We start from the raw sequence: 25,003 nt of genomic DNA on the forward strand, positions 1-25,003 counted from the left end.
TTGACGTCGCATTCCACATGAGGGGGTTGTGCCATGAGAACCAGCCGTCGCGCCCTGCTGGGCACCGCCGCATCCGGTGCACTGGCCCTCGGCTTCGGGGCCGGTGCGCCGGCACGCGCCGAGGGGAGGAGTGTGCGGGTCGCCGTCCTGCTCTACGACGGCTTCACCGCGCTGGACGCGGTCGGGCCGTACGAGACCCTGTGCCGCCTGCCCGGCGTCCGTGTCGTCACCGTGGCACGGCGCGCCGGCGCCGTGCGCACCGACACCGGGCAACTCGCGCTCACCGCCGAGCGGTCCCTGGCCGACGTCCACGCCGCGGACGTCCTCGTCGTCCCCGGCGGGGGCAACCACGGCATGGTCGCGGCCTTGGACGACACCGTCCTTCTGGAGTGGATACGCCGCATCCACCGGAACACGACCTGGACCACGTCCGTGTGCACCGGCTCCCTGCTCCTCGCCTCGGCCGGCCTCCTCAAGGGCCTGCCGGCCACGACGTACTGGGCCGCACGGCCGTACCTGCAGAAGCTGGGGGCCGTCCCGGCCCCGGGCCGCTTCGTGGAGACCGGGAGGATCATCACCGCCGCGGGCGTCTCCGCCGGCCTCGACATGGGCCTGCACCTGGCCGCCCGCCTCTGCGACGAGGCGACCGCCAAGGCGATGCAGCTCGCCATCGAGTACGACCCGCAGCCGCCGTTCGACTGCGGGAGCCCGCAGAAGGCGGACGAGGCGACACGACAGCTGGCGCTGAAGCTGGTCGAGGGCGGGGCGGCCCGAGCCGCCGGCCCGATGCTCTGATCACAGCAGGGTGCCCAGGGGGCCGAGGTCGAGGTTGAGGTCCTCCGGGGTGAGGTCGTAGCGGCCGGCGAGCTCCTCCATGCGCTCGGCCAGCAGCATCAACGTCGTGCCGATGCGTTCCTCCTGCTCCTCGGTGAGGTCGCCGGCCTCGACCCGGCGCAGTGCCTGGCGTTCCATCAGTTGGCGCAGGAGTTCGATGACGGTGAGCACCAGCCGGACCAGGTCGCGTTCGACGGTGTCCCGGTCCAGCTCCACACGGCGGGTCACGGTGCGTGTGCCTCCTCCCAGGGTGCGGGGACGCGCTCGCCGACGGAGCTGATCAGCGCGTGCAGGTCGATGCGGACGAGGTCGACGTCGGCGATCCGCAGGGTGAGGTCGCCGGCCAGCACCACGCCGCCGGCGAGCAGCCGGTCGAGCAGGTCCACCAGCGCGATCCGCCGTCCGGCGAGCTCGTCGCCGGGTGTCACGACGGTTCCCGTGCGGTGTCCTGCGTCGTCACCGCATCGCCGGTCCCGGCGAAGGAGTACGGCGCCCAGGGCCCGGTCAGCTCCACCTCCGCGCCGTCCGCCGGGGCGGAGCCGGTCAGGCGGGCGACGGCTGCGGTGAAGCGGTCGCCGGCGGTGCGGGGCACGAGGTAGGCGGCGTTGAGCAGGTTGCGCCCGGGGCGGCCGGAGAGGCCGGTGTGCTGCGGCGGGTACAGGCGGGTCTCCTCGGCGAGGGCGGTGAGTGCGGTGTGGATGGCGTGCGCGGTCTCCTCGGCGCGCCGGGCGTCCTCCTCGTGCGCCCGGCGCGCCGAGATGCGGCGGCGCAGGTAGTCGCGGCCGCTGGTGGGGGCGCGCGGGGCGGACGGGGCGGCCTCGGGCGCCCTGGCGTGGACCTTGACACCCCACTCGACGCGGCCGTCGAGGCGCCTGAGGGTGGCGGCCAGGTGGGTGCTGCGCTCCTGGAGCATCGCGCGTACCGAGGCCTCGTCGCGGTAGACCGTCGCCAGGCGCAGTGGCAGGACGCAGGTGCCGGTGGCGCCGGCCGCGTCGACGACCCGCTGGTGGGCGCGGGCGGTGCTCTCCAGCCAGGAGAGTTCCTCCAGGTGGGCGCGCAGGGCCCGCTCGCCGAAGTCCGCGGCGTCCACGGCCCCGACGAGGGCGGTGAGGCCCTGGTGGCGTACGGTGCGTACGGGCTCGCCGGCGACGCCGGTGACCGTGCGCAGGGCGACGGCGCCGAGGGCGGGGGTGTCGCGGGCGACGGCGTAGGCGTACAGCAGCCGCCCGGTGTCGGGGTGGTTCACCGGTGTTCCTCCCTGTGCTGCTCGAGTTCGGCGACGCGGGCCCGCAGCCGCTCGTTCTCGGCGCCCAGTTCCCGGCGGCGGGCGCCGGAGGAGAGGGCCGGGTCGCTCTCCCACCAGTCGATGCCCATCTCCTTGGCCTTGTCGACGGAGGCGACGACGAGGCGGAGCTTGATGGTGAGCAGTTCGATGTCGAGGAGGTTCACGCGGATGTCGCCCGCGATGACCACGCCCTTGTCGAGCACCCGCTCCAGGATGTCGGCCAGGTTGGCGCCGGCGGCGGTGGTGGCCGGCGGCCCGGGTCGGTCGGGGGTCATGCGGTCAGCTCCTCCCCCCGGTGTGCAGGCGGACCTCTTCCAGCCGTTCGAGCAGCGCGTCCTCGCGCCGGTCGAATTCCTCCTCGTCGATCTCCCCGCGCATCAGTTGTTCCTCCAGTGCCTTCAGTTCGGCCTGGACGACCGCCGGGTCGTAGTAGAGGCGCTCGGCCTCGTCGACGACCCGGCGCAGCACCCAGCCGACGAAGCCGATCATTCGACGAAGCTGTAGACCGGCAGCGGTCCGTGGATCGTCAGGTCGATGTGGGGGTGGGCGCGGCGCAGCCGCTCCACCTCCTCCAGCAGTGCTCCGGCGCCGGACTCGGGCACCAGGTAGGAGACGTTGAGGAACCATCCGCCGCTGTCGGGGCCGGGTCGTTCGTCCTCCGCCCGTGGGGCGAGGGCCTCGCGCAGCAGCCGGGCGTCGCGCATCTCGCGCTCGCGCACGGCTGCGGCCACCTTCTCGCCGAACTGCAGCCGCTGCTCGTAGGAGCCGCCGCCGTCGGCGCGGTTGGCCTCGGCCAGGGTGCGCAGGCCGGCGTCCTCGGCGAGGACGAGGTGCAGGACGGCGTCCTCGTGGTGGACCGCCTTGAGGTTGTACTCGACGCGGCCGGCGAGGCGGTCGAGGCGGTCGCGGTAGCGGTCGCTGTGCTCGTCGAGGACCTCGCGCACCTTCTCGTCGTCGTCGGAGACGCTGCCGAAGCGCATGGGCAGCACGGTGGTGTGCAGGCCGACCTCGGCCAGGACGCGCTGGTGGGCGAGCAGGTCGCGCCGCTTGGGCCGCAGTTCGTTGGGGCAGTCGCTGACGACCGCGGCCAGGTCGGCGGCCGTCACCAGGCGCACCGGCAGCGCGGGGTCGCCGATGCCGGTGAGGCCGGCCGGCAGGCCCGCGTCGGCGGCGCGTGCGATGCCGTAGACGTAGGTGCTCACTCGCTCTCCTCCTTCTTGCGGGAGGTGCTGCGGCGGGAGCCCTGGGAGTCGCCGCGCACCTGCTGCACCGCGTCCGCGATGCTCTGCGCGGCCCCGGAGATGGCGCCCTTGGTCTTGCCCCGGGCACCGCCTTCGGTGACGCCCTCGGTGACATTGCCGACGAGGTCGGGCAGGCCGGCGCTGCGGTGCGGGCCGGCTTCCAGGTCGAGGCGGTTGCAGGCCTCGGCGAAGCGCAGGTAGGTGTCGACGCTCGCGACGACGACACGCACGTCGATCTTCAGGATCTCGATGCCGACCAGGGAGACGCGCACGAAGGCGTCGATCACCAGGCCGCGGTCGAGCACCAGCTCCAGGACGTCGTACAGACCGCTGGTACCGCCTGCACCCCCGCCGCCCTGTGGTGCGGGGACAACGCTCATCGAAAGACTTCCTCTCGTCCTTCCATGGGACTTCCTGTGGGGACTTGCCGTGGGACGTGCCCCTGGGCTTTCCCGGCCGGGAATTCCCTCCGGTACCTCCTGGACGCGTTTTCCTCGCTCCCGCCCTTCCCCGGGACTAACGGGAATCGGTCCTTCCCCGTTCGTAGCGGCGCAGCCGGCGGTAGCCGGTGAGCATGCCGTCGGAATCGAGGGTGACTTCGTAGAGCGCCATCACGCTCATCGTGTCGGGAATGCGGGAGAGCTCGACCACTTCGGCCTCCAGCACCCACCCTCCGTCCTGCGTCCGCTCGAACCGGGCCAGGCCCTCGGGGCGCAGTCCGGTGAGTTCGGCGAACTGTTCGCGGGCGGCGCGGAGCAGGTGTACGGCCGACGGGGCGGAGCGTTCGGTTCCGCGTTCGTCGGGTGTACCGGATGTCTTCTCGGAGTCGGTCATGGGCCCCTCTCGGTTTCGGTCGACGGGCCTGCTGCTGCGGATACCGTGGTGTGGGCCGCTCAAACACGGGAAGGAGAAAAACATCCGTGCGCCCGTTCGTGGAGCGGGCCGTGGAGTAACCGGGGTAATTCCGGGAACACGAACCGTCGGAGGTTGATAACTATGGTTCCTCTGCTCCTTGTTCTGCTCCTCGCCCTGATCCTCTTCGGCGCGGGATTCGCCATCAAGGTCCTGTGGTGGTTCGCCGTCGCGGTCCTGGTGATCTGGCTCCTCGGCTTCGTCATGCGCTCCGCGGGGACGGGAGGTGGCCGGGGTCGCTGGTACCGATGGTGAGGGTGTGAATCGCTTTCCCGCGTGGACGTCGCACACCCAACGCGCAGGGGCCGCCGGGAATCCACCCGGCGGCCCCTGGTCGTTCACCGTCCTGCGGCGCACGTCGTCCACCGACGCGCGTCCGAAAGAAGTGCGGAAGAAATGCGCCGGGGACGGATGATCCGGCGTGCTGCGGGCAGGAGCTGCTCTGTGGGACTGCAGACGCAAAGGAGGCTGTGACATGACCGGCACCAGCGCGACGCGGTCGGTGACGACCCGGCGGACGGATGCCGCCGCGCCGGAGCCCGCGGCGGATCCGCTGCCGCGGGTGGACGACGCGGGCAGCGTGGATCCGCGCGACGCCCGGGCTTTGACGAAGGTTTTCCTCGACCGCCTGGCCGTGCTGGAGGAGGGCACGCACGACTACCAGTACGTGCGCAACACCCTGATAGAGATGAACCTCTCGCTCGTGCGCTTCGTCGCCGGGCGGTTCCGCGGCCGCGCCGAGCAGATGGAGGACATCGTCCAGGTCGGCACGATCGGTCTGATCAAGGCGATCGACCGCTTCGACCTGACGCGCGAGGTCGAGTTCACCACGTTCGCCATTCCTTATGTCACCGGTGAGATCAAGCGCTTCTTCCGTGACACCGGTTGGGCCGTGCATGTGCCGCGGCGGCTGCAGGAGTTGCGGGTGGAGCTTGCCAAGGCCACCGACGAGCTCTCCAGCCGGCTCGGCCGCTCCCCCAGCGTCCGGGAGCTGGCCGAGGTGATGAACCTGTCGGAGGAGGAGGTCATCGAGGCCAGGATCGCCAGCAACGGCTACCGGGCCAACTCCCTCGACGTGCCCGCCGACGAGGCGCCGCAGCGCGGCCACGGCAGTGCCCGGCCGTGGTCGGAGCGGATCGGCACCACCGACGAGAACCTGGAGAAGATCGAGAACCTGCACGTCCTGGAGCGCCTGCTGCCGTGCCTGGACGAGCGCGAGCGGCGGATCCTGGCGATGCGCTTCGGCCAGGAGATGACGCAGTCCCAGATCGGGGCACAGCTGGGCATCTCCCAGATGCACGTCTCGCGGCTGCTGAGCCGTACACTCGCGCGACTGCGCGAACACATGCTCACCGACAGCTGAGCACGGGCGCTGAGGTATCCCGGCGGCGGGCGCAGGAGGGGCCGCGCATCTGCGCGGGTCCGGGCAGGTCGGCGCGCGTAGGAGCGGTGGTACGGCGTCGCCCGCGGCCCGGCGGCCGTACTACGACGCCCTGCGCAGCGTGCCGCGCGGCGAGCGCGCCGTGGCGCGCTGCCGGCTGTCCGTGCGGGGCCTGCATGCCGGTACCGGCCGGTTCTTCGTGTTTGGTCCGGCTCGCCGGGGCAAGCCGCCTCCTGGTACGCGCCCGTGCCCCAAGCCGACGCCGGAAGGAGCCCCCCGTGGTCGTCGTCGCCCTTCTCCTGCCGCCCCTGCTGCTCGGGATGGTGCTCGCCCTGGGCCAGTACGAGGAACGTCTTCTGAAGAATGGTTCCGCCACCCGTGTGCAGGAGCCCGCCGCACCGGACGGGCAGCAGGCACCCGTGAGGAGGCTGCGGGCCCTGCCGGCACCGCCCGCCGAGGACGGGCCCCGGCACCGTTCCCGCGGCCGGCACGCCGCCTGAGGACGCCTCACCGCGGCGGCCCGCGCGGGCCCGTCCCGCCCGGGCCGCCGTGAGGCACGGCGGCGACCGTGGCAAGGATGCCGGGACGGGAACGCATCCGCCCCGGACGACCGCCACGAGAACACGGGAACACGGGAAGGGACCTCATGGACGAGCAGCACAGCAGTGCCACCGGGCGCGTGGCCGTGGTGACCGGCGCCGACTCCGGCATCGGCCGGGCCACGGCCGTCCGGCTGGCCCGCGCCGGCCTGGACGTCGGCATCACCTACCACCACGACCTCGGCGGTGCCCGGGGCACCGCCGCCGAGGTACGGGCCCTGGGGCGGCGCGCGGCGCTCGCGCGCATGGACCTCACCGACCTGCCCGCGGCCGCCGATGCCGTCGACGACCTGGCCGAGGAACTCGGGCGCCTCGACGTCCTGGTCAACAACGCCGGGACGGGCGTACGCGCCCCCTTCGTCGAGGTGCCGCTGGAGACGGTCCGCGAGGTGCTCGACGTGGACCTCGTCGGCCCGCTGCTGTGCGCGCAGCGGGCGGCACGGCGCATGATCCGCCAGGGCGGCGGCGGCCGGATCGTCAACGTCACCAGCGTCCACGAGCACCAGCCGCGGGTGGGAGCGGCCCCCTACTGCGCCGCCAAGGGCGGGCTCGGCCTGCTCACCCAGGTGATGGCCCTGGAACTGGCCGAGCACGGCATCACCGTCAACGCGGTCGCCCCCGGCGAGATCGCCACGCCCATGACCGGGCAGGAGGACGTCGACGTCCACGGCGTGCGCAGGCCGGGCGTGCCCCTGGGCCGGCCGGGGGACGCGCGGGAGGTGGCCGCCGTCATCGCCTTCCTCGCCGGGCCGGAGGCCGGTTACGTCACCGGGGCCTCGTGGAGCGTGGACGGCGGCATGCTGCGCATGGGGCCGCAGGCCGGCTCCCACCTGCCGGACGACTCCTGGCGGGTGCCGTGAGCCCGCCGCGGCGGCCCGGCGCGCGCAGCGCCGCCGCCGGCCGCCGGCCCCGGTGGACCGGCGTTCCGGCGGCGGACAGGAGTGCTCCGCGGTGCGTCGGGTCAGCTCATCCCTTCTTCGTCGCCTCCTTGGTGACCTCCGCCGGGGAGCCGTAGCTCTTCTTGGGCATGGCGCTCAGGGCGTCGACGGTCTTCTTGTCGGCACCGTGGCTCTTGGCGTGTTCCACGAGGGTCTCCTTGGAGGCGGGGTAGTCCACGCCGCCGAGGGACTTCTGGAGCTGGATGGGGTTCACTGTCATGGCCCCCGGGGTAACCGGCCCGGTGCCCGGCATGAGCGGATCGCCGGCGATTCACCCCGACGGCCCAGTGCCCGTGAGCCGGGCCGCGGCGAGCGCCCGGTGAGCGCAACGGGCCCACCGGGAGGACACTGGAAGGTGAAAGGTCCCCTTGCGGAGGTGATCATTGTGGTGCCACTGCTGTTGGTCCTGATCCTCGTCGTGATCCTCTTCGGCGCCGGATTCGCGATCAAGATCCTGTGGTGGATCGCCCTGGCCGTTCTCATCCTGTGGCTGCTGGGCTTCCTGATGCGCTCCGGCGGAGGCCGCTGGTACCGCTGGTAGAACCCGAGGCGGCCCGTGGGCCGCTGCGGAGGTGATGCGATGGCGCTGGGGCACCATGATCACTTGCAGGGCAGAGCCGCCCTGGTGACGGGCTCCTCGCGGGGCCTGGGTCTGCTGGTCGCCCGCGAGCTGGGCCGGCGTGGCTGCGCGGTGATGCTCTGCGCCCGTGACGAGGCCGGGCTGCGCCGCGCCGAGCGCATGCTGCGCGAGGACGGGGCCGAGGTCGCCTCGATCGCGGCCGACGTGAGCGAACCCTCCGCTGCCGAGCGCCTGGTGGCCCGTACCACCGAGGCGTTCGGCAGTGTGGACGTCCTGGTGAACAACGCCGGAGTGATCCAGGTCGGGCCGCTGCGGGCGATGCGGGAGGAGGACTTCCGCTCCGCGATGGAGACCATGTTCTTCGGACCGCTGCGGCTCACGCTGGCCGCGCTGGAGGGCATGCGGGAGCGCGGGGAGGGCCGCATCGTGAACGTGTCGTCCATCGGCGGCCGCATCGCCGCCCCGCACCTGCTGCCCTATGACGCGGCGAAGTTCGCGACCGCGGGCCTGTCCGAGGGCCTGCGGGCCGAGCTCGCCGGCGAGGGCATCAGCGTCACCACGGTGCTGCCGGGGCTGATGCGCACCGGCTCGCACACCGCGGCCCGCTTCAGCGGGCAGGCGGCGCGGGAGTACGGCTGGTTCGCCGCGGCGGCGGGGCTGCCGGGGCTGTCCATGGACGCCGAACGGGCCGCCCGCGCCATCGTGCGCGCCGCCGAGCGGCGCCGGCCGGAACTCGTCCTGACCGCCTGGGCGAAGGCCGCGGTGCGGACGCACGGCCTGGCACCGGCCACCACGACCCGGGCGCTGTCGCTCGCCTGCCGGCTGCTCCCGGACGCCGGCGCCCGGCCGGAACACCTCGTTCCGGGGTACGAGGCGGCGGCGGGCGTCTCCTCGTCCCTCCTGCACCGGCTCACCCTGCTCAACGACCGGGCGGCCGCCCGCTTCAACCAGCGGGCCCGCCGGAGGGCCGCCTGAGAGCCGGTCGCCACGAACACAGAACACGGGAAGGGGGCCCGCCCGCCATGCCCGGACGTGAGGAACTGCCCGACACCATCCGGCGCTCGGACGCGAAGGCCCGCCGCACCTGGATCAAGGCCCACGACTCGGCCGTCGAGCAGTACGGCGAGGGAGAACGCGCCCACCGCGTCGCCTTCGGGGCGCTCAAGCACACCCATGAGAAGGTCGGCGACCACTGGCAGCCCAAGGAACACGGCCGCAAGGGCCCCTCCGACGAGCGCTCGCGCCGCCCCCGCGGCACCTCCGGCGCCTCGGCCGAGGGCGTCGACACGCAAGCGAGCAAGGAACACCTGCGTCAAGTGGCCCGCGAACTGGGCATCGAGGGCCGCTCCACCATGGCCAGGGCCGAGCTCGTCGACGCGATCCGCAAGGCCAACGCCCGCGAGACCGCGGCCGCACGGCGCCGGGACCGCTAAGGCCACCGGCGGCCTGCTGCCGCAGCACGGCACTTCGCCCACGGGTGCGATGTGGCTTGTCGCGCAATTCCCCGCGCCCCTGACGGGGCGCTGCACGATCCCCGTCATGCGGCGCCACGACGCCCCCTAGGGGCGCGGGGAACTGCGCGCACGATCCGCCGGACCGGCCCCAGGTCACGCGCGTCGCAGGGGCTGAGTCACAGAGTCGTCTCCGGCCAGACGCTGCTGCCGCCGCCGCGCCACTCGACGAGCGCGGAGTTGTCGAGGTCGACGGTGTCCAGCCCGTAGCGGCGCATGAACTCCTGCAGGTCCCGCAGGGAGTGGGCCTTGCCCACCGAATCGCCGTGGATCTTCACCATGCGGGTGCCCTCCACGAGCGGGTGGACGACGACCGGGGGCTCTTGCTTGTCCATGGCGGCACACTAGTGCGGCACGCCCCGCGGATCACGCAGCCCGCTCGTGGCGGGGCACGCAGTGCGCCGGTGTGGCGCAGCGCCGGTCTCAGCTCGGCTTGCGCGGGCGGTGCTCGTCGAGGGGCTCGGCCTCCTCCGGGGTCAGCGCCTCGGGCTCGCGCCACTCCTCGGTCCGCGTGGGGCGGCCGTCGCGGGTCTGCGCCGTGCGCATCTCCCGCTTCAGCTCGTCGTCCTTCTTCGGCCCGTGCTTGTCGCTCTGGCGCTCCATGGCAGTGCCGCTCCTTTTCGGGTCCGGGTGTCCGGTGGGTCCGGTGGGTCCGGCGGGTTCGGTCAGGGTTCAGGGCTGGTCGGAGTGCTGCTCGGGCGGCACCGCGCCACCGCGGCCGCCTCCCTTGGCGCCCTTCTTGCTCCGGTGCACAGCGCTCTGCTGGGGGTTCTTGCCCATCGCGTCCTCCACGCGTATGTACGTGTCGTTGCGCTTGCTGTTGCGCCTGCTGTCGATGCGCCTTGCCGGTCGCCGCCGGCGAAAACCCGCCCCTTGCCACCAGCGTAGGCGCGGCCCGTGCCGGTGGCGCGGCGGGCGGGCGCGTCACCCGTGGGGGCCGTGCCCGCCGGCCTTCTCCAGCAGGCGGATGTCGGCCTCGACGGTCGCCGGCAGCCGCCGTCGGTGCGCCACGACCACCGGCAGCCGGGCCAGCGCCTCGTACAGGGCGCGCCGCACGGCACCGTCGTGGCGGGCCTCGGCGGCTGCCTGAACGGTGTGCCCGAGGACGCGCGGCAGCGGGCGGCGCAACCAGCAGGTCAGCAGCTCGTTGCGCCGCCAGCGCACGTCGCGGCCGGCGCGGTGCAGGGGCTCGGGGTGGTGGTGGGCGACGACATCGGGACGGTGGACAACGCCCCAGCCGCGGGCCGCCAGGTCGTAGGCCAGCAGGCTCTCCTCGCCCCCGAAGAACAGGACCGGGTGGAAGCCTCCCGCCTGCAGGTACGCCTCGCGGCGGACGACGGCGGCACAGCACAGGAAGCCCAGCACGCTGGTGCCGGGCAGGTCGGGGGCGCGGCCCAGCGGGGACGCCGCCAGGGCCGCGTTCATCGGGTCCGGCCGCTCGTCGTCGCCGATCAGGGCGGCCCCCGCGAGCAGGCCCAGCCGCGGATGATCGCGCATCAGAGCGGCGGCCCGGGTCAGGGAGCCGGGCGCCCACCAGGAGTCGTCGTCGCAGAACGCGACGTACGGCGCCCGGGCGTGACGCACGCCGTGCGTACGCGCGAGGGCGCCGCGGTTGCGGGGAAGGCGCAGCACCCGGATGTACGGGAAGCGCTCCCGGACCATGGCGGCGGTGCCGTCGGTGGACCCGTTGTCGACCACGAGGATCTCCGGCCGCTCCGGGAGGCCGGTCAGCCGCTCCAGGGTGCGGGCCAGGGAGGCCCTGCGGTCGCGGGTGGCGACGACGACGCCGACGCCGGGTGTCACGCGGTCACCGCTTCGAGCCCGGCCAGCGCGCCCAGGACCTCGTCGGGGGTGATGCGCAGCAGCCGCGCGTCGGGGCGCGAGGCGTGCGGATCGCCCGGGGGGCCGGGGTGCCACAGGGCGCGATGCCGCGGCAGCGGCGGGGGTCCCCACAGGGTGGGTGCCACCGGGCCGAAGAGGGTGACGCTGGGGGTGGCGTGGGCGACGGCGAGGTGGGCTATGCCGGTGTCGCCGCTGACGACGGCCCGGGCGCCGGCGATCAGGGCGGACAGGACGGGGAAGGGAAGCCCGCCGCCCAGGACTTCGGCGCCGGGCACGGCCACCCGGGCGACCAGGTCGTCCTCGCCGGGCCCGCCGGTGACCACCACGCGCCGGCCCCGGGCCAGCAGGCCGCGGGCCACTTGCGCGTACCGCTCGGCGGGCCAGCACCGGGCGGCGGAACCCGCGCCGGGATGCAGGACGACGGCGTCGGGCGCGGGCGGGGGCCCCGGGGGCGGGTCGAGGGCCAGGTCGGCCGGGTCGGCGGGGATGCCGTAGAAGCGCAGCAGCCGGCACCAGCGCTCGCGCTCGTGCTCGCCCGGTGACCAGCGGGGGCCGTCGATGCCGGGCACCCCGGCACGGGCGAAGCCCAGCAGACGGCCCGGGGCGAGGGCGGCCAGCACGCGGTGGCTGGGCGGCCCGTTGCCATGCAGGTCGACCGCGACGGCGGGGGGCGGCGCGTCCCACGGGATGCTGCGCGGTACGGCCCGCCCGGGCGCCGCGGCCGGCAGCAGGGTGTCCACGGCACCGCACGCGGCGGCCGCCGCGGCGAGGCCGGGCGGGGCGGCGAGCACGATCTCGTGGCCGGGGTGCGCCCGGCGCAGGGCCCGCAGCGCGGGCACCCCGGCGAGCAGGTCGCCCAGCCCGAGCGCGCGGAGTACCAGCAGCCGGGGCCGCTCCGGCCCGGCGCGCAGCACCACCGCCGTAGGGTGACAGGACGTCACGAGGGCCCCCGCCGCGCCGGATTACCGCCCTCGTCCCCCCGTCCCCGCCGCCCCGGCGCCGCGGGCCGCCCGGGCCCGGGCCGCCGCCCTCCGGGCGCAGCCTCCTCCGACCGCCCCCCGGGCCGGTCCTTGACGGCCAGGGGGGCGGCCGGCCGCGCCTGTCCCGCGGCCCCACCGGCAGGGCCTGTCCGGCGGATCATGCAGCGCCCCGCAGGGGCGCGGGGAACTGCGCGATCGGCCACCGACGGCCCGCAGACGGGATGCCGTGTCGCGCCCCCGCGGCGGCAGCCGCTCGGCGGCCCGCTTCAAACGGGCCGCAACGGGGCCGGCGCACCGCCCTCCGCAGGGGCGGCGCGCCGCAGAGGGGCGGCGGCAAAGTGGCCAGGGGTGTGGGCCGCATGGGTGCTCCCTTCCGCGGGGGCGGCGGGGCCGCGGAGGGCCCGGTTCAGCAGCAGGCTGGCATACAACCGGGCCGGGCACATCTCGGGGCGTCAGGGGGCGCGGCGCAGGGGGCCCCAGGGGCCGCGTTGGCGGCGGACCTCGTGTTCCGCCTCGTCGATCACGCGGGGGTCGATCCAGGCCATGGGGCGCACATCGCGGACGAGGGGTTCGTTGTCGGGTCCGCGGCCGGCCTCGCGGCCGGTCAGGACCCAGGGGCGTACCCCGGGTGCCTTGTCGTGGCGCAGGTGGCTGTAGTCGTGCAGGCGTCTGGCCACCCACAGGCGGACGGGGCGGCCGGACCACCAGGGTTCGACGCCGAGGGGGTTGGCCGACAGCCCGGGCAGGCTGGTGCCGGTGAGGTCGTCGGTGCTGGAGGCGCCCGCGTCGTGGGCGAGGTCCGGCTCGGGCCCGCGGGACCACCGCACGTACAGGGGCTCGCCGGTGCGTTCGACGAGGGTGGCCACCGCGTCGAGGGTGGTGAGCACGGGGAGGCCGGCTGCGCCGCCGCGGGGCGGCGCCGGGTCACTTGCCGTCGCCCATGGCCTTCCGCACGGCGTCGCGGGTGCGGTCGGCGATGGCGGCGAAGGGTCCGAGGAGGATGTTCTTCGTCGCGCTCTCGACGCCGGGGTGGGGGCGGGTGGGGGCCACGGCCTCCGCGGCGCGTACGGCCCTGGCCATGGTGGCGAGCCGGCGGGGGTCGTTGGCCTCGCGCAGCCGGTCGAACTCCAGTCGTTCCTCGGCGTCGGCGTGGGCCTCGATGTCGTCGCGCAGCGCGTTGAGGGTGGGGATGAAGTCGGGGCCCTCGGGGTCCATGTCCTCGAGTTCGGAGAGGACCTGCTTGGCTTCGCGTTCCTCGCGCAGCCGGTCGTCGACGACTTTGTCGCCGCTGGGGAAGGCGCGCCGGGCCGCCGGGTGGACGATCTCCTCCTCGGCCGTCTCGTGGACGGCCAGCAGCCGCACCAGGCGGTTGAGGGCGTCCTTGCGCGAGGTACCGCCGCTGGCCTCGACCTCCCGGAAGAGTTCGCGGATCTGCTGGTGCTGCTGCTTGAGCAGCGTCACCACGTCGTCCTCCGCGCCTGCGGCGCCCTCGTGGGCCCTTTGTGCCATGACCACTCCCTGTCGGATCGGACGGCGGATACGCCGATACCGGGTACCCGCTGTGGTCCGGTCGCAGCAGCAGCGGGGGCGGCTTTTCATTCGCCTGGCGGAGTGGGATACGGCGTCCGGCGGCGGGCGTGGCGCGGTCGGGGCTCCGTCGCCGCCTTCAGGCGGCGAGGGGGCCTGCGGCGGGGTCGAGGTGCTGCAGGAGTGCGGGGCGGTGCAGGTCGGCCAGGGGTGCGACGAGGTCGGGGTGGCGCAGCAGGGCGGCCGCGCGCCGGTCGCCGTCGTCGGGGTCGGTCAGGCGGCGGAAGTCGACGGGCAGGCCGCCCGCGTGGTCGGTGCCGGCGGCCGCGGCGGCCGCGGTGCGGGCCAGGGCGGGGTCGGTGAGCAGGCATGCCGCCCAGCTCGCGACGACCTCGTCGACCCAGGTCCGCCACGCGTGGTCACCGTTCGTGTCCAGGTCGGCGCAGTCCGCGCCGCTGATCCAGTCGAGGCGGGCGGAGCCGCCGGGTCCGGCGACGACGACCAGGGCGGCGTCGAGCTCGGTGGGGTAGCGCAGCCAGGCGGCGGCGGTGACGGCCTGGCGGGCCTGGGTGTGCGCGAGGGCGGCGCTCAGGGCCCCGCCGGTGGGCGCGTAGGCGCGGGTGAGCCACTGGGTGGTGGCGGCGATGAGCGGGGTGAGGTCTGCGGACACGAGGAACCAGAAACCATTCGGCTCGGGTGCGGGAGAACCCGTAACGGTACCGGCCGGCGCGCCGGGCTCCCATGACGCGCGTCACGGCCGCCATTAGTGGAGCAGCTGCTCTATTATTGGGCCGATGCGCACGGTCGATCCCGAACAGCACGCCCGCAAGCGGGCGGCGATCCTGTACGCCGCCGCGGTGGAGTTCGCCACCCACGGGGTGGACGGCACCTCCACCGCCCGGATCTGCCGCCGGGCCGGCATCGGCTCGGGCACGCTCTTCCACTACTTCGCCACCAAGCGCGCGATCTTCCACGCGCTCTTCGGCGACGACTTCGAGAAGAACGCCGTCGCCTGCCGGCAGGCCCTGGACCTGGAGGATCCGGCCGCGGGGCTGGAGGCACTGCTGGATCATCTGCTGGCCGATCTCGGCGACCCGCTGGTGCCGGGCCTGGCGGCGGCGGTGTTGTTCGAGGTGAACCGGGACGAGGAGTTCGCCCGGCTGGTCGCCGGGGACGAGGCCCGTACGCGCGCCGCGCTCACCACGCTCGTGCAGCGGCTGGCCGAGGCGGGCCGGGTGCCGGTCTTCGCCCCCGCGCGGGTGGCCGGGTGGATCCACACGCTCGTCGACTCCGGCTATCTCGGCGCCGGTGAGCCCGGCTTCGATCCGGTGGCGCACACGGCCGAGCTGCGCCGGATCGTCGCCTGGCTGACGGGCTGCGCACCGTCCTAGAGCAGCAGCGCACATCACGACGCGACCAACGGCACGAGCAACGGCACGACCACGACGAGACCACGACGACGAAAGGCGATGTACCGCCATGGCTTCGCACAACCCACCGGCCGACGGCCGCAGTCCGCTCGGCCCCACGCCCGGGGACCGCGTCTTCCTCTGGGGTGCCTTCCCGCTCCTGGGGGCCGCGGTCGTGTGGCTGCTCAAGGCGTCGGCCGGCTGGGTGGCGTCGCTGCCCTGGGCTCCGATGCAGGGCCCGTTCAAGCTCGTGCCCTCCCTGCCCGAGCCGCATGCCACGATCGGGGCGGTCGTCCTCGGGCTGGCCGCGGGGGCGGGCCTGGCGCTGCTCACCGAGCGCGAGTACGTCACCGCCGTCATGGACGGCAAGCAGCTCTCCTTCACCCGGGACGGGCACACGCGCACCGTGCCGCGCGACGCCGTGGCCGCGGTGTTCCGGGACGGCAAGCAGATCGTGCTGCTGGGACACGGCACGCAGGAAGTGGCCCGGATATCCGGCGAGTTCTCGGTCGAGGCGTTCGAGGCGGCGTTCACGCGGCACGGCTGGCCCTGGCAGGCGGACGGGGATCCGCACCGGGACTCCTTCCGGCGCTGGATCGAGGGCGACCCGGCCCTCTCCCCCGCCGCCCACGCCCTGTTGCGGGCCCGCGCCCATACGCTCGGCAAGAGCCGTCGCGACGACGCCGAGCAACTGCGCGCGGATCTGGGCGCGATGGGGATCGTGGTCCGGGAGGAGGGCCGGCGCCAGGACTGGCGCCGCAGCGGCAGCGAGGCCGATGGCGTGTGACGGCCGGGGCGGGGGTTACTGCGACCGGGTGAAGGTCGGCGGAGCCGGTTGCGGCGACCGGTGCCGCCCCGCGAGCGTGTGCTGATCACGACCGAGCACCGACCGCCGAGCCGAGGGACGCGAGAAATGGGACGCATCGCCGCAGCACTTCGCCACGCCGCACGCCCTCACGCCGTACTCCGCCGTACGGCAGTCCGCCGTACGGCCGGGCGACGCCGCCGGGTGCGGTCGGCGCCGGCCGTCGCGGGCGCGGCCCTCCTGCTGTTCCTCACGGCCGCGCCGGCCGGGGCCGACGCGTCGGTGTGCGACGGCGGGACGTGCGTCATCGTCGAGGGGAGCGGACTGTACGTCGCCAAGATCTCCGCCTCCCCAGCCCCCGACGGCGACTTCTTCGGGCACTTCCACCTCTACGGGGCCGGGCTGAACACCACCAGCGCCGTGCGGCACTGGCGGCACGGCCAGCGCTACACCCTGGCGCCGGGCCGGCGGCTGCCCGCCCCCGACCGGATCTGCGTCGAGGGCGTGGAGCACGTGGAGGAGAAGACCCTGCCCCACGGCCGTGCCTGTGCCACGATCCGCTGACCGCCGGCCGGCGCGGCGGTGGCCCTCTCCCGCCGGCCGCCCGGCTGCCCTACTGTGCTCCGCGACGACCGGCGGCTGCCGGCGGAGGGAGAGCGACGCATGGACGAGGACGAGGACCGGCGGTTACGGGCGATCGCGCCGGAGATCTCCTACGTCACCATCGGCCTGATGCGCAGGACCGTGGGGCTCGAGCCCGCGGAGCGGGTGCCCCAGGAGGCGCTGGCGGTCGCCGACGACGTCCTGGCCCGGCACGGCACCGACGGGCTGCGGGTGCTGGTGATGAGCCTGGCCGGGTGGACGGCGGTCGGCATCGAGAACATCGCCCACCTGACCAGCAAGACGCACGAGGCACTCATCGACGACATAGAACTGACGTGCCTGGAGGCCAATGCCGACGGCTGACCCGCCCGGTTCGTGCGTCACTTCTTCTGCTTCACTTCTTCAGCGTCACTTCTTCAGCGCGCTGCGCTTCTGCCACTGCTCCCAGGTCTCCTGCCAGACCTCCAGGCCGTTGCCGACGTCCGTCTTCTTGGTGCTGGTGGTGTTCTTCACCTCGACGGTGGAGCCGATCAGCAGGAAGTCGTAGATCTTCTTGGCGTCGCTCGTGGTCATGCCGAAGCAGCCGTGGCTGTTGTTCTCCACGCCGATGGACTGGTTCCACGGGGCGGAGTGCAGGAAGGTGCCGGAGGCGGTCAGGTGGGTGACCCACTTCGAGTCCAGCATCCACTCGTTGCCGTGGCCGATGGTGGCCGAGTCCATCGTCTCCGCGGCGTTCTTGCTGCGTACGGTGTGGACGCCGCCGCGGGTGGGGTCGGTCGGGGAGCCCGCGGAGCCCATGATGTGGCCGACCTCCTTGCCGTTCTCGTACATCGTCAGCTTGTGGGCCGGTACGTCGATGACGGCCTTGCGGTCGGCGCCTATGGAGAAGGCGAAGGCGTAGTTGCGGGCGAACCAGCCGCCCTCACCGGAGTCGATGCCGGCGAGGTTGCCGTTGACGGAGACCTTGGTGCCGGTGGGCCAGTAGTCCTTGGGCCGCCAGTCGATGCGGTCCTGACCGGACCAGTCCTTCACCCAGCCCCAGGCGCCCTCCACCTTCGGCTGGGTGGTGACCGTCAGGGACTTCTCGATCTCGGCGCGCCTGCTCTCGTCGACGGGGTGGTCGAAGAGGATGGAGACCGGCATGCCCGTGCCGACGGTCTCGCCGTTGCCGGGGGTGTTGGTGAGCTTGTTGACCTTCGGCGCCTGCTGGGTGGTGAAGGTGGCGGTGGACTGCGACTCCTTGCCCTTGCCGTCGTTGCCGCCCTTGGCCTTGGTGTGCACGGTGTACCTGGTCTTCGGGGCGACCTTGCTGTCGGAGGTCCACGCCGAGCCGTCACCGGCCAGCCTGCCCGTGACCTGGTTGCCCTTGTCGTCCTTGACCTCGACGCCGGTGAGCCGGCCGCCGTCGGCCTTGACGGATATCGGCGAGCCGAGTTTCACGTCCTGGCCGCCGCCGGGAGTGACGGTCACCTTGGCCTCGGGCCCGGCATCCGCACTGCCGGAGCCCCCGGAGCAGGCGGTGAGGGCGATGGAGCCCAGAAGAGCGGATGCCACCAGGGCGGTGCGACGGCCCGATGCGACGTGCACGTGTGTCGACCTTTCTAGCTGTCTGTCAGTGTCGTGAGCTGCGCGGCGGACACGTCCACAGTCGAACCGCCGCACGATGTCCGAACAGTCCGGCGGCGCCCCCACCACACCTCTACAGATGATCTGTGCGCTTGGACGGTTGCACGCAGAAAGAAACATTTGTCTGCGGGTGTGGGCGGGAGCGCCGGCGGACCGTCCGTCACGGGGCCGGTGTGGGGCCCTGCATGTGCTGGCTGATCCACTGGATGGGGCCCTCGCCCATGCTCGGGACGTAGGTGGCGGCGTTGTGCTCGCCGTCCGGTATCTCCCGCAGCATGGTGTGGACGGGGCCCTTGTTCCCGTAGGAGGCGATGAACTTCTTGGCCGCGGCCATCGCCTTCTTCTCCTTGGTGCCGACCTGGAAGGCGAGGTAGACGTCCGGGCCCTTGCGGGCGACGAGCTGCGGGGCGAGCTTCTCCGGGTTGTTCTCCTGCTTCTCCTTCTCGTGCCCGTTCCACAGCAGGGAGTCGGGGACGATGTCGGGGCCGGAGGCGATGACGGCCTTGAACTTGTCGGGGTTCTTCAGCACGGACTTCAGGCCCGCGAAGCCGCCGGTGGACGAGCCCATGAACGCCCAGCCGTCGCGCGAGGTCAGCGTCCGGAAGTTGGCCTTGACGAGGTCGGGGACGTCCTCGGTGAGCCAGGTGCCCATTTTCGGCTGGCCGGGGATGTCACTGCCGTCCCAGTACCGGCCGAGCTTGGGGTCCTTGGGGTCCTCGTCGTGGTTCTCGGGGTTGAGCACGGGCATGACCACGATGAAGGGCAGGGACTTGCCCTCCTTGGACCACTGGGCGATGGAGGACTGCAGCTTGAGGTTGGTGCCCATCCAGTAGTTCCTGGGGTAGCCCGCGCCGCCCGGCAGCGCGATGAGCACCGGGAAGCCGCTGTTGGCGTACTTGGCGTCCTTGTACTGCTCGGGCGCCCAGACCCATACGTCGCCGGTGAAGCCGGACTTCTTGCCGTGCAGCGTGGTACGGGCGATCTTGGTGCCGTCCCCCAGCGTGTTCTCCACACGGAAGTCGGCCTGCGGACCGGTGGGCATGAGCGTCCCGGCGGCGCCCTTGCCGCCGCCCTTGCCGAAGTCGACGGGGTCGCCCTTGTCGGAGAAGACGTCGAAGAAATTCAGCACCGGCCAGGCCACCAGAGCCAGAACGACCAGAGGGGCCACCAGCCAGAGCCGGCGCCTGCGGCGCGAGAGGGGCATCACGACACTCCAGGGGTCTTGCTGCGCCCGTCCGGGGCGCCATGAACGTGTTTCCGGAAGTGGTGATGTCACGTGTGACGGCAGGGGTTCCTGCCGTCACACAATGGTCAAAAAGCACATCGGGCCGTCCCGCCGCGGGTGCGGCGGGACGGCCCGGGCGGCCGCGGGTCAGTGCGTGGCGATGGCCGGGTCGCTCACCCCGTTCTCGCCGTTCTCCACGTGTCCGGCGAAGCGGCGCAGGTACGTGGCGTCCCCCTCGCAGGTGACCGTCACGTCGTACCAGCGCTTGCCGTGGTGCAGGTCGAGGTGGTGCACGACGCGCCGACCCGCGCGCACCGCGAGGGCCCGGCGGGCGCCGCCGTAGGCGTCGGTGACGGTCAGGCGGCAGGTGCCGCTGCCCACGTTGGTCACGGTCAGCTCCAGGCCGCCGGTGCGGGCGTCGTGCCGGGCGGTGATCTCCGGTCCGGCCGTGGTGCCGGAGCCGCGGAAGGTGCGCAGGAAGCCGTTGGGACCGTAGGCGGTCAGGTCGTAGACGCCGTGGGAGTAGGCGGTGTTCCAGGTGTCGGAGATCTTCTTGCCCGCCTCCGCGGTGTACGTCCACGGGCCGTCGGTGCGGTTGCCGGCGGCGACGGTGAAGCAGGCGCCGGCCGCCTCTCCCCCGCTGAAGGTGAGCGTGAAACGCCCGGTGGAGGGCGTCGCCGCGCCGTCGACCAGCGGGGCGTACGGCAGCGGGCGGGTGGGACGGGTGCCGCGCTCCTGCACCGGCAGGCTCGGCGTGGCCGGCGGCTTGGGCACGTAGCTGTCGTGCCGCTGGTGGTCCTTGGGCGCGTACGCGGCGGTGTCCGGCAGCGAGGCGGGCCGGGTCTGCGTGAGGCGGAAGTCGAAGGCGGAGGTCAGGTCGCCGCACACGGCCCGGCGCCAGGGCGAGATGTTGGGCTCCTGCACGCCGAAGCGCTGCTCCATGAAGCGGATGATCGAGGTGTGGTCGAAGGTCTCGGAGCAGACGAAGCCGCCGGTGCTCCAGGGCGAGACGACGAGCATGGGCACGCGCTGGCCGAGGCCGTAGGGGCCGGCCGCGTAGTGGGCGTTGCCGCGGAAGACGTCGAGGGAGACGTCCACGGTGGAGCGGCCCTGGGCGGCGGAGGCGGGCGGGAAGGGCGGGGCGACGTGGTCGAAGTAGCCGTCGTTCTCGTCGTAGGTGAGGAACAGGGCGGTTTTGCTCCACACCTCGGGATCGGCGGTCAGGGCGTCGAGGACCTGGGAGACGTACCAGGCGCCGTAGTTGGCCGGCCAGTTCGGGTGCTCGGAGAAGGCCTCGGGGGCGACGATCCAGGAGACCTGCGGGAGCCGGCCGGCCTCGACGTCGGCCTTGAGGACGTCGAAGTAGCCGTCGCCCTTGCCGACGTCGGTGCCCCGGCGGGCCTTCTCGTACAGCGCCTCGCCCGGCTTGGCGTCACGGAAGCGGTCGAAGTACAGCAGCGAGTTGTCGCCGTAGTTGCCGCGGTAGGCGTCCTGGATCCAGCCCCAGGAGCCGGCGGCGTCCAGGCCGTTGCCGACGTCCTGGTAGATCTTCCAGGAGACGCCGGCCTTCTCCAGGCGCTCGGGGTAGGTGGTCCAGGCGTAGCCGGCCTCCTCGTTGCCGAGGACGGGGCCCTTGCCCTTGCCGTCGTTGCCGGTGTGACCCGTCCACATGTAGTAGCGGTTGGGGTCGGTGGCGCCGATGAAGGAGCAGTGGTAGGCGTCGCAGACGGTGAAGGCGTCGGCGAGGGCGTAGTGGAAGGGGATGTCCTCGCGCGTGAGGTGGGCCATGGTGCCGGCGGACTTCGCGGGGATCCACTGGTCGTACTTCCCCTGGTTCCACGCCTTGTGGCCGCCGGCCCAGTCGTGGTTGAGGCCCTCGATGAACTGCATGCCGAGGTCCTCGGCGTCCGGCCGATAGGGCAGCACGTCCTTGCCGCCGGAGTTCTGGTGCCAGACGTCCTTGCCGCCGGAGAGCACCATGGGCCGGGGGTCACCGAAGCCGCGCACTCCGGCGAGCGAGCCGAAGTAGTGATCGAAGGAACGGTTCTCCTGCATGAGGACGACGATGTGCTCGACGTCCTGGATGCCGCCCGTCCGCCGTCTGGCGGGGATGGCCGCGGCGCGGTCGATGCTGCCCGAGAGCGCCGAGAAGGCGGCGGTCGCCCCGGCTATCTGCAGGAAGCGCCGCCGGTTGAGTTCTGCCATGTCCGGATGACCTCTTGGGTGAGAGGGAGGGAAGCCAGCGAAGTGTTCCAAGGGGATCCGGAGCCGGGGAAGACCTGGTATCAGCCGTGTGACGCGACACGGTACGCGGGGCGAACAGCCAGGTCAGCGGCGCGCGGCAAGGGCGGGGACGCGCCCTTGGTCCGGACCGCGCCGCGCGCGGATGCGTGAGGCAGGCATGCGCGAAGGGCAGGCGGGCGCGGGTGCGCCTGCCTGCCCTTCGATGCGGGGTCGGGGGCCGCTCAGCGGGTGCTGTTGCGGAAGCCGATGATCACGGCGCCCCACCAGCAGATCTGGGAGATGACGGCCGTGGCGCCGCCCCAGGCCAGCAGGGCGTTGGTCGGGCCGCCGGCGCGCCGCTCGGCCTGCTCGGCCATGCGGCGGTCCAGCAGGCCCGCCTGCAGGCCGTTCAGCGTGAGCACGAGGACCAGCACCATCTTGATCAGGGTGGGCGTCGCGAAGGGGTTCGGGTGCAGGAAGAGGCCGCTGAAGACCAGGCCCACCAGGCCGGCCCAGATGGGCACGTGCAGGCGGCTGGTGCTGCCGAGGGCCTCGGTGAGGGTGCAGCGTCCGGTCATCCACAGCAGGCCCCAGTAGTCGGCCACCAGGACGGCACCGAAGCCGAGCACGAGGGTCGACAGGTGGACGAAGAGGGCCACGGAGTGCAGCGAGGCGTCGGCCTGCAGGTGCATGGCGACCCACACGGCTGCGGCCCAGGCGACGCAGACGGCCGCGCCGGCGGCGCCGACCGTCCGCCAGGAGTCGTACAGGCCGAGCCTGGGCCGGGCGTGCCGGCCGACGGGGGCGGTGGTGGGACGGAGCGCACGGGGCGCCCGCAGCGGGGGAACGACGGTCAGGGACGATTCCGACGGCAGAGCGGCCACGTGATTGCTCCAAACAACCTGCAAAGGGCAAGGTCTTTCTCGACGAGATGGGACGCCTTTGTTTAGGCGCTCCTTAACCTCAGCATTATCCGGCCGGAAGGTCAAGCCTCCCAGGTCGGAGCGGGAATTCGGGGAATTCCGATCTTAGAATTGAAGCCGCTTGCCGGTGCTTACGGAATTGCGAATGTCACATTCTGCGGAAAAACTCGGTTGCCCCGGCGAACGAAAAAGCCCCCGGCGGCGTCCCCCGGCGACCGCCGGGGGACGCCGCCGGGGGCGGCCTGCGGGCGGCGCGCTCGGCGCCGCCCGCTCGGGAGGGCTCAGCCGGCCTCCACGGCCTGCGGCTCGGCCTCGCGCTTGGTGCGCTCGACACGGCCGCGGACGAGGAACCAGCCGCCGACAAGGGCCGCGAGGATCAGCGGCAGGCACAGCACCGTGGTGCGACCCGCGCCCGGCTCGGAGGCCATCAGGCCCAGCACACCGGCCAGGAAGACCAGCGTGACGATCTGGGTGTAGGGCGCCCAGGGCAGCTTGTACCCGGGGCGGGTGACCCGGCCGTCCTTGGAGCGGCGCCAGAACAGCAGGGAGCAGACCATGATCATGCCCCAGGTGCCGATGATGCCGATCGCGGCGAAGTTCAGCACGATCTCGAAGGCGTCCGCCGGGACCACGAAGTTCAGGCCCACACCCAGCACGCAGAAGAACGCGGTGAGCAGGATGCCGCCGTAGGGCACCTGGCCCTTGTTCATCAGGCCGGTGAACTTCGGCGCGGAGCCGGACATGGCCATCGAGCGCAGGATGCGGCCAGTGGAGTACAGGCCGGAGTTCAGGCTGGAGAGGGCCGCGGTCAGGACGACGAGGTTCATCACGCCGGCCGCGTACGGCACGCCGATCTTGGACAGGACGGTGACGAAGGGGCTCTCGCCGGCGTGGTAGGCGGTGTACGGCAGCAGCACCGCGAGCAGGATGACCGAGCCGACGTAGAACAGGCCCACGCGCCACATGATCGAGTTGATCGCCTTCGGCATGATCTTCTCGGGGTTCTTCGTCTCACCGGCGGCGACGCCGCACAGCTCGACGGAGGCGTAGGCGAAGACGACGCCCTGGACGACCATCAGCATCGGCATGATGCCGGTCGGGAAGATGCCGCCGTGGTCCAGGATGTTGGCCAGGCCCGGGGTGGTCTCGCCGACCTTGTGCTGGCTGGCCAGCAGGAAGATGCCGACGACCATGAAGATGGTGATCGCCGCGACCTTGATGATCGCGAACCAGAATTCCATCTCGCCGAAGTACTTCACCGAGATGAGGTTCACCGTGAGCACGACGGCCAGGGCGATCAGCGCGAGCACCCACTGCGGAATGCTGCTGAACATGTGCCAGTAGTGCGTGTACGTGGCGACGGCCGTGATGTCGGCGATGCCGGTGGTGGCCCAGTTCAGGAAGTAGAGCCAGCCGGCGGTGAAGGCGCCCTTCTCGCCCATGAACTCACGGGCGTAGGAGACGAAGGCGCCGGAGGACGGGCGGTAGAGCACGAGCTCGCCCAGTGCCCGCACGACGAAGAAGGCGAAGAGGCCGCAGACGGCGTACGCGATGAAGAGGGAGGGGCCCGCGCTGGCGAGGCGGCCACCGGCACCGAGGAAGAGGCCGGTGCCTATGGCGCCACCGATGGCGATCATGTTGACGTGGCGGGACTTGAGGTCCTTGCTGTAGCCCGCGTCGCCGGCGTCGACATGCGCGGACGCCGCGGCAGCGGGCGCGTCGAGCTGGGGGTCGGCCGCAGTGAGGGTGCGGTCACTCATGTAGTGCTTCGCCTTCTTTGGAGGGGGGCAGGACCGGGCGGCACGAAGCGGCGATCGTGGGGGTGATCATTCGTGCGCCCGGAACCCGCGAGGCGGCAGGCGATGCCGCTCGCGGGGAGCTGGAACGTACGCGGAGCAGCCGGTTCAGGCCGGGTGCGCTAACCGCGCGACAACCGCAGCGCCCACGCGGCGACGCGAGGGCGTCGGGCGTGCGGCACTGCACCGGTTGTCGGACACGTTCATGCCGTGAATGGTGAGAGGCGCATAAGCACGGCGTCAAGAGTTAACCGGAACTTGATTTATCCGTTCAGTTACGCTACGCGATTGATCATCCGCGGTTGCCGGAGCCGTTTCCGCTGATCACCCGGGCCTGCCCGACCGGGTGCGACAACGGAACGTCACCGTCGTCAGTGGGTGCGCGTAAGGAACTCCACGTTGTGGCCGTCGGGGTCGAGGACGTAGAAGCCGCGGCCGCCGGCGAGGTGGTTGATCTCGCCGGGCGTGCGGTGGTACGGGTCGGCCCAGTACTCCAGCCCGCGCTCCTGGACCCGGGCGAAGATCTCGTCGAAGTGCTCGTCGGTGACCCGGTAGCAGAAGTGCTGGGGCACGATCTCGCCGGCCGGGACGATGTGGTCGGCGTAGTCGATGGTCACGCCGCCCTCCAGGCGCACGGCCGCGAACGGGCCGTTGACCTCCGGGTCGGGAGCGCCGAGCAGCTCGGTGAGGAAACGGGCTCCGGTGAAGCGGTGGGTGCTGTTGACGACGGTGTGGTCGAGATGGACGTTCACGGCTGCTCCTC

Annotated in this window: 33 protein-coding genes and 1 pseudogene; 12 read left to right on the forward strand and 22 right to left on the reverse strand. The window is 72.6% G+C overall.

Annotation, left to right across the window (positions count from 1 at the left end; translation table 11 throughout):
* Window positions 1-33 precede the first annotated feature (33 nt).
* Entirely contained in the window at window positions 34-795 is a 762-nt protein-coding gene (locus tag AB0K17_RS07810; RefSeq protein WP_365982473.1) for a DJ-1/PfpI family protein, read from the forward strand.
* Here AB0K17_RS07810 and AB0K17_RS07815 read toward each other — a convergent pair.
* The 8 genes and pseudogenes from AB0K17_RS07815 to gvpO all read right to left on the reverse strand — a co-directional run.
* Window positions 796-1,056 (reverse strand): annotated as a pseudogene (locus AB0K17_RS07815) (gas vesicle protein K); the annotation flags it as partial. It abuts the gene before it with no gap.
* Window positions 1,057-1,058: 2 nt separating this feature from the next.
* On the reverse strand, window positions 1,059-1,262 hold the full coding sequence (locus AB0K17_RS07820) for a gas vesicle protein (RefSeq protein ID WP_365967716.1): 204 nt from the start codon (window positions 1,260-1,262) through the stop codon (window positions 1,059-1,061).
* Complete coding sequence (locus tag AB0K17_RS07825; protein WP_365982474.1) at window positions 1,259-2,080, reverse strand: GvpL/GvpF family gas vesicle protein; 822 nt, start codon at window positions 2,078-2,080, stop codon at window positions 1,259-1,261. Before AB0K17_RS07825 ends, AB0K17_RS07820 begins: the two co-directional genes overlap by 4 nt.
* Window positions 2,077-2,394 carry a gas vesicle protein gene (locus AB0K17_RS07830; RefSeq protein ID WP_365967714.1) on the reverse strand — a complete coding sequence of 106 codons (318 nt, stop codon included), beginning with the start codon at window positions 2,392-2,394 and terminating at the stop codon, window positions 2,077-2,079. The genes AB0K17_RS07825 and AB0K17_RS07830 overlap by 4 nt, the downstream gene beginning before the upstream one ends.
* Window positions 2,395-2,398: 4 nt before the next feature.
* The gene (locus tag AB0K17_RS07835) at window positions 2,399-2,608 is read right to left on the reverse strand and encodes a gas vesicle protein GvpG (protein WP_365967713.1); all 210 of its coding nucleotides are present in this window, start codon (window positions 2,606-2,608) and stop codon (window positions 2,399-2,401) included.
* Window positions 2,605-3,321: a GvpL/GvpF family gas vesicle protein gene (locus AB0K17_RS07840; RefSeq protein ID WP_365982475.1), complete on the reverse strand. Its 717-nt coding sequence runs from the start codon at window positions 3,319-3,321 to the stop codon at window positions 2,605-2,607. The genes AB0K17_RS07835 and AB0K17_RS07840 overlap by 4 nt, the downstream gene beginning before the upstream one ends.
* Entirely contained in the window at window positions 3,318-3,740 is a 423-nt protein-coding gene (gvpJ, locus tag AB0K17_RS07845; RefSeq protein WP_365967711.1) for a gas vesicle protein GvpJ, read from the reverse strand. The genes AB0K17_RS07840 and gvpJ overlap by 4 nt, the downstream gene beginning before the upstream one ends.
* A 136-nt stretch (window positions 3,741-3,876) precedes the next feature.
* Entirely contained in the window at window positions 3,877-4,194 is a 318-nt protein-coding gene (gene gvpO / locus AB0K17_RS07850; RefSeq protein WP_365967710.1) for a gas vesicle protein GvpO, read from the reverse strand.
* A 162-nt stretch (window positions 4,195-4,356) separates the two neighbouring features.
* On the opposite strand from gvpO, the gene AB0K17_RS07855 reads away from it, so the two are divergent.
* The 4 genes from AB0K17_RS07855 to AB0K17_RS07870 all read left to right on the forward strand — a co-directional run bounded on the left by AB0K17_RS07855 (window position 4,357) and on the right by AB0K17_RS07870 (window position 7,112).
* The gene (locus tag AB0K17_RS07855) at window positions 4,357-4,527 is read left to right on the forward strand and encodes a hydrophobic protein (RefSeq protein ID WP_344437522.1); all 171 of its coding nucleotides are present in this window, start codon (window positions 4,357-4,359) and stop codon (window positions 4,525-4,527) included.
* Window positions 4,528-4,747: 220 nt separating this feature from the next.
* Entirely contained in the window at window positions 4,748-5,635 is an 888-nt protein-coding gene (locus AB0K17_RS07860; RefSeq protein ID WP_365967709.1) for an RNA polymerase sigma factor SigF, read from the forward strand.
* A 296-nt stretch (window positions 5,636-5,931) separates the two neighbouring features.
* The gene (locus AB0K17_RS07865) at window positions 5,932-6,153 is read left to right on the forward strand and encodes a hypothetical protein (RefSeq protein WP_365982476.1); all 222 of its coding nucleotides are present in this window, start codon (window positions 5,932-5,934) and stop codon (window positions 6,151-6,153) included.
* Window positions 6,154-6,299: 146 nt separating this feature from the next.
* The gene (locus tag AB0K17_RS07870) at window positions 6,300-7,112 is read left to right on the forward strand and encodes an SDR family oxidoreductase (protein WP_365982477.1); all 813 of its coding nucleotides are present in this window, start codon (window positions 6,300-6,302) and stop codon (window positions 7,110-7,112) included.
* Window positions 7,113-7,218: 106 nt separating this feature from the next.
* On the opposite strand, the gene AB0K17_RS07875 is transcribed toward AB0K17_RS07870, so the two are convergent.
* Window positions 7,219-7,410, reverse strand: a complete 192-nt coding sequence (locus tag AB0K17_RS07875; RefSeq protein ID WP_344437514.1) for a DUF2795 domain-containing protein — start codon at window positions 7,408-7,410, stop codon at window positions 7,219-7,221.
* A gap of 165 nt (window positions 7,411-7,575) precedes the next feature.
* On the opposite strand from AB0K17_RS07875, the gene AB0K17_RS07880 reads away from it, so the two are divergent.
* The 3 genes from AB0K17_RS07880 (at window position 7,576) to AB0K17_RS07890 (ending at window position 9,203) form a co-directional block, all read left to right on the forward strand.
* On the forward strand, window positions 7,576-7,731 hold the full coding sequence (locus AB0K17_RS07880) for a hydrophobic protein (protein ID WP_365967776.1): 156 nt from the start codon (window positions 7,576-7,578) through the stop codon (window positions 7,729-7,731).
* Window positions 7,732-7,794: 63 nt separating this feature from the next.
* The gene (locus AB0K17_RS07885) at window positions 7,795-8,745 is read left to right on the forward strand and encodes an SDR family NAD(P)-dependent oxidoreductase (RefSeq protein WP_365982478.1); all 951 of its coding nucleotides are present in this window, start codon (window positions 7,795-7,797) and stop codon (window positions 8,743-8,745) included.
* A gap of 47 nt (window positions 8,746-8,792) precedes the next feature.
* Window positions 8,793-9,203, forward strand: coding sequence for a ChaB family protein (locus tag AB0K17_RS07890; protein WP_365982479.1), 411 nt, complete (start codon window positions 8,793-8,795; stop codon window positions 9,201-9,203).
* 197 nt (window positions 9,204-9,400) lie between these two features.
* Here AB0K17_RS07890 and AB0K17_RS07895 read toward each other — a convergent pair whose 3' ends face one another.
* From AB0K17_RS07895 to AB0K17_RS07925, 7 genes are all read right to left on the reverse strand, one after another.
* Window positions 9,401-9,616, reverse strand: a complete 216-nt coding sequence (locus tag AB0K17_RS07895) for a hypothetical protein (RefSeq protein ID WP_365982480.1) — start codon at window positions 9,614-9,616, stop codon at window positions 9,401-9,403.
* Window positions 9,617-9,704: 88 nt separating this feature from the next.
* A complete protein-coding gene (locus tag AB0K17_RS07900) occupies window positions 9,705-9,884 on the reverse strand; it encodes a hypothetical protein (protein WP_344437504.1) in 180 nt (59 codons plus the stop codon).
* A gap of 321 nt (window positions 9,885-10,205) precedes the next feature.
* Entirely contained in the window at window positions 10,206-11,084 is an 879-nt protein-coding gene (locus AB0K17_RS07905) for a glycosyltransferase family 2 protein (protein WP_365982481.1), read from the reverse strand.
* Window positions 11,081-12,034: a glycosyltransferase family 9 protein gene (locus AB0K17_RS07910; RefSeq protein ID WP_365982609.1), complete on the reverse strand. Its 954-nt coding sequence runs from the start codon at window positions 12,032-12,034 to the stop codon at window positions 11,081-11,083. Before AB0K17_RS07910 ends, AB0K17_RS07905 begins: the two co-directional genes overlap by 4 nt.
* A 521-nt stretch (window positions 12,035-12,555) precedes the next feature.
* Window positions 12,556-12,990 carry a DUF6098 family protein gene (locus AB0K17_RS07915; RefSeq protein ID WP_365967702.1) on the reverse strand — a complete coding sequence of 145 codons (435 nt, stop codon included), beginning with the start codon at window positions 12,988-12,990 and terminating at the stop codon, window positions 12,556-12,558.
* A gap of 37 nt (window positions 12,991-13,027) precedes the next feature.
* Entirely contained in the window at window positions 13,028-13,612 is a 585-nt protein-coding gene (locus tag AB0K17_RS07920; protein WP_365967701.1) for a hemerythrin domain-containing protein, read from the reverse strand.
* A 157-nt stretch (window positions 13,613-13,769) separates the two neighbouring features.
* Window positions 13,770-14,300, reverse strand: coding sequence for a hypothetical protein (locus AB0K17_RS07925; RefSeq protein WP_365967700.1), 531 nt, complete (start codon window positions 14,298-14,300; stop codon window positions 13,770-13,772).
* Window positions 14,301-14,424: 124 nt separating this feature from the next.
* Between AB0K17_RS07925 and AB0K17_RS07930 the strand changes: the two genes are divergently transcribed.
* The 4 genes from AB0K17_RS07930 to AB0K17_RS07945 all read left to right on the forward strand — a co-directional run bounded on the left by AB0K17_RS07930 (window position 14,425) and on the right by AB0K17_RS07945 (window position 16,810).
* Window positions 14,425-15,021, forward strand: a complete 597-nt coding sequence (locus AB0K17_RS07930) for a TetR/AcrR family transcriptional regulator (RefSeq protein ID WP_365982482.1) — start codon at window positions 14,425-14,427, stop codon at window positions 15,019-15,021.
* An 88-nt stretch (window positions 15,022-15,109) separates the two neighbouring features.
* On the forward strand, window positions 15,110-15,826 hold the full coding sequence (locus AB0K17_RS07935) for a hypothetical protein (RefSeq protein ID WP_365982483.1): 717 nt from the start codon (window positions 15,110-15,112) through the stop codon (window positions 15,824-15,826).
* A gap of 126 nt (window positions 15,827-15,952) precedes the next feature.
* Window positions 15,953-16,408 (forward strand): hypothetical protein, encoded by a 456-nt coding sequence (locus tag AB0K17_RS07940; protein WP_365982484.1) that lies wholly within the window; start codon window positions 15,953-15,955, stop codon window positions 16,406-16,408.
* Window positions 16,409-16,507: 99 nt separating this feature from the next.
* A complete protein-coding gene (locus tag AB0K17_RS07945) occupies window positions 16,508-16,810 on the forward strand; it encodes a hypothetical protein (protein WP_365967696.1) in 303 nt (100 codons plus the stop codon).
* A gap of 45 nt (window positions 16,811-16,855) precedes the next feature.
* Here AB0K17_RS07945 and AB0K17_RS07950 read toward each other — a convergent pair whose 3' ends face one another.
* From AB0K17_RS07950 to AB0K17_RS07975, 6 genes are all read right to left on the reverse strand, one after another.
* Complete coding sequence (locus tag AB0K17_RS07950) at window positions 16,856-18,034, reverse strand: Ig-like domain-containing protein (protein ID WP_365982485.1); 1,179 nt, start codon at window positions 18,032-18,034, stop codon at window positions 16,856-16,858.
* 199 nt (window positions 18,035-18,233) lie between these two features.
* Complete coding sequence (locus AB0K17_RS07955) at window positions 18,234-19,277, reverse strand: alpha/beta hydrolase-fold protein (RefSeq protein ID WP_365982486.1); 1,044 nt, start codon at window positions 19,275-19,277, stop codon at window positions 18,234-18,236.
* Window positions 19,278-19,445: 168 nt separating this feature from the next.
* Window positions 19,446-21,503, reverse strand: a complete 2,058-nt coding sequence (locus AB0K17_RS07960) for a phosphocholine-specific phospholipase C (RefSeq protein ID WP_365982487.1) — start codon at window positions 21,501-21,503, stop codon at window positions 19,446-19,448.
* A gap of 260 nt (window positions 21,504-21,763) precedes the next feature.
* On the reverse strand, window positions 21,764-22,405 hold the full coding sequence (locus AB0K17_RS07965; RefSeq protein ID WP_365964713.1) for a hypothetical protein: 642 nt from the start codon (window positions 22,403-22,405) through the stop codon (window positions 21,764-21,766).
* A 320-nt stretch (window positions 22,406-22,725) separates the two neighbouring features.
* Window positions 22,726-24,204 (reverse strand): amino acid permease, encoded by a 1,479-nt coding sequence (locus AB0K17_RS07970; protein ID WP_365964714.1) that lies wholly within the window; start codon window positions 24,202-24,204, stop codon window positions 22,726-22,728.
* 407 nt (window positions 24,205-24,611) lie between these two features.
* A complete protein-coding gene (locus tag AB0K17_RS07975; protein ID WP_365964715.1) occupies window positions 24,612-24,992 on the reverse strand; it encodes a VOC family protein in 381 nt (126 codons plus the stop codon).
* Between the last annotated feature and the right edge of the window lie 11 nt (window positions 24,993-25,003).

This window comes from Streptomyces sp. NPDC049585, assembly GCF_040675615.1.
In the GTDB taxonomy this organism is placed as follows: Bacteria; Actinomycetota; Actinomycetes; order Streptomycetales; family Streptomycetaceae; genus Streptomyces; species Streptomyces luteosporeus.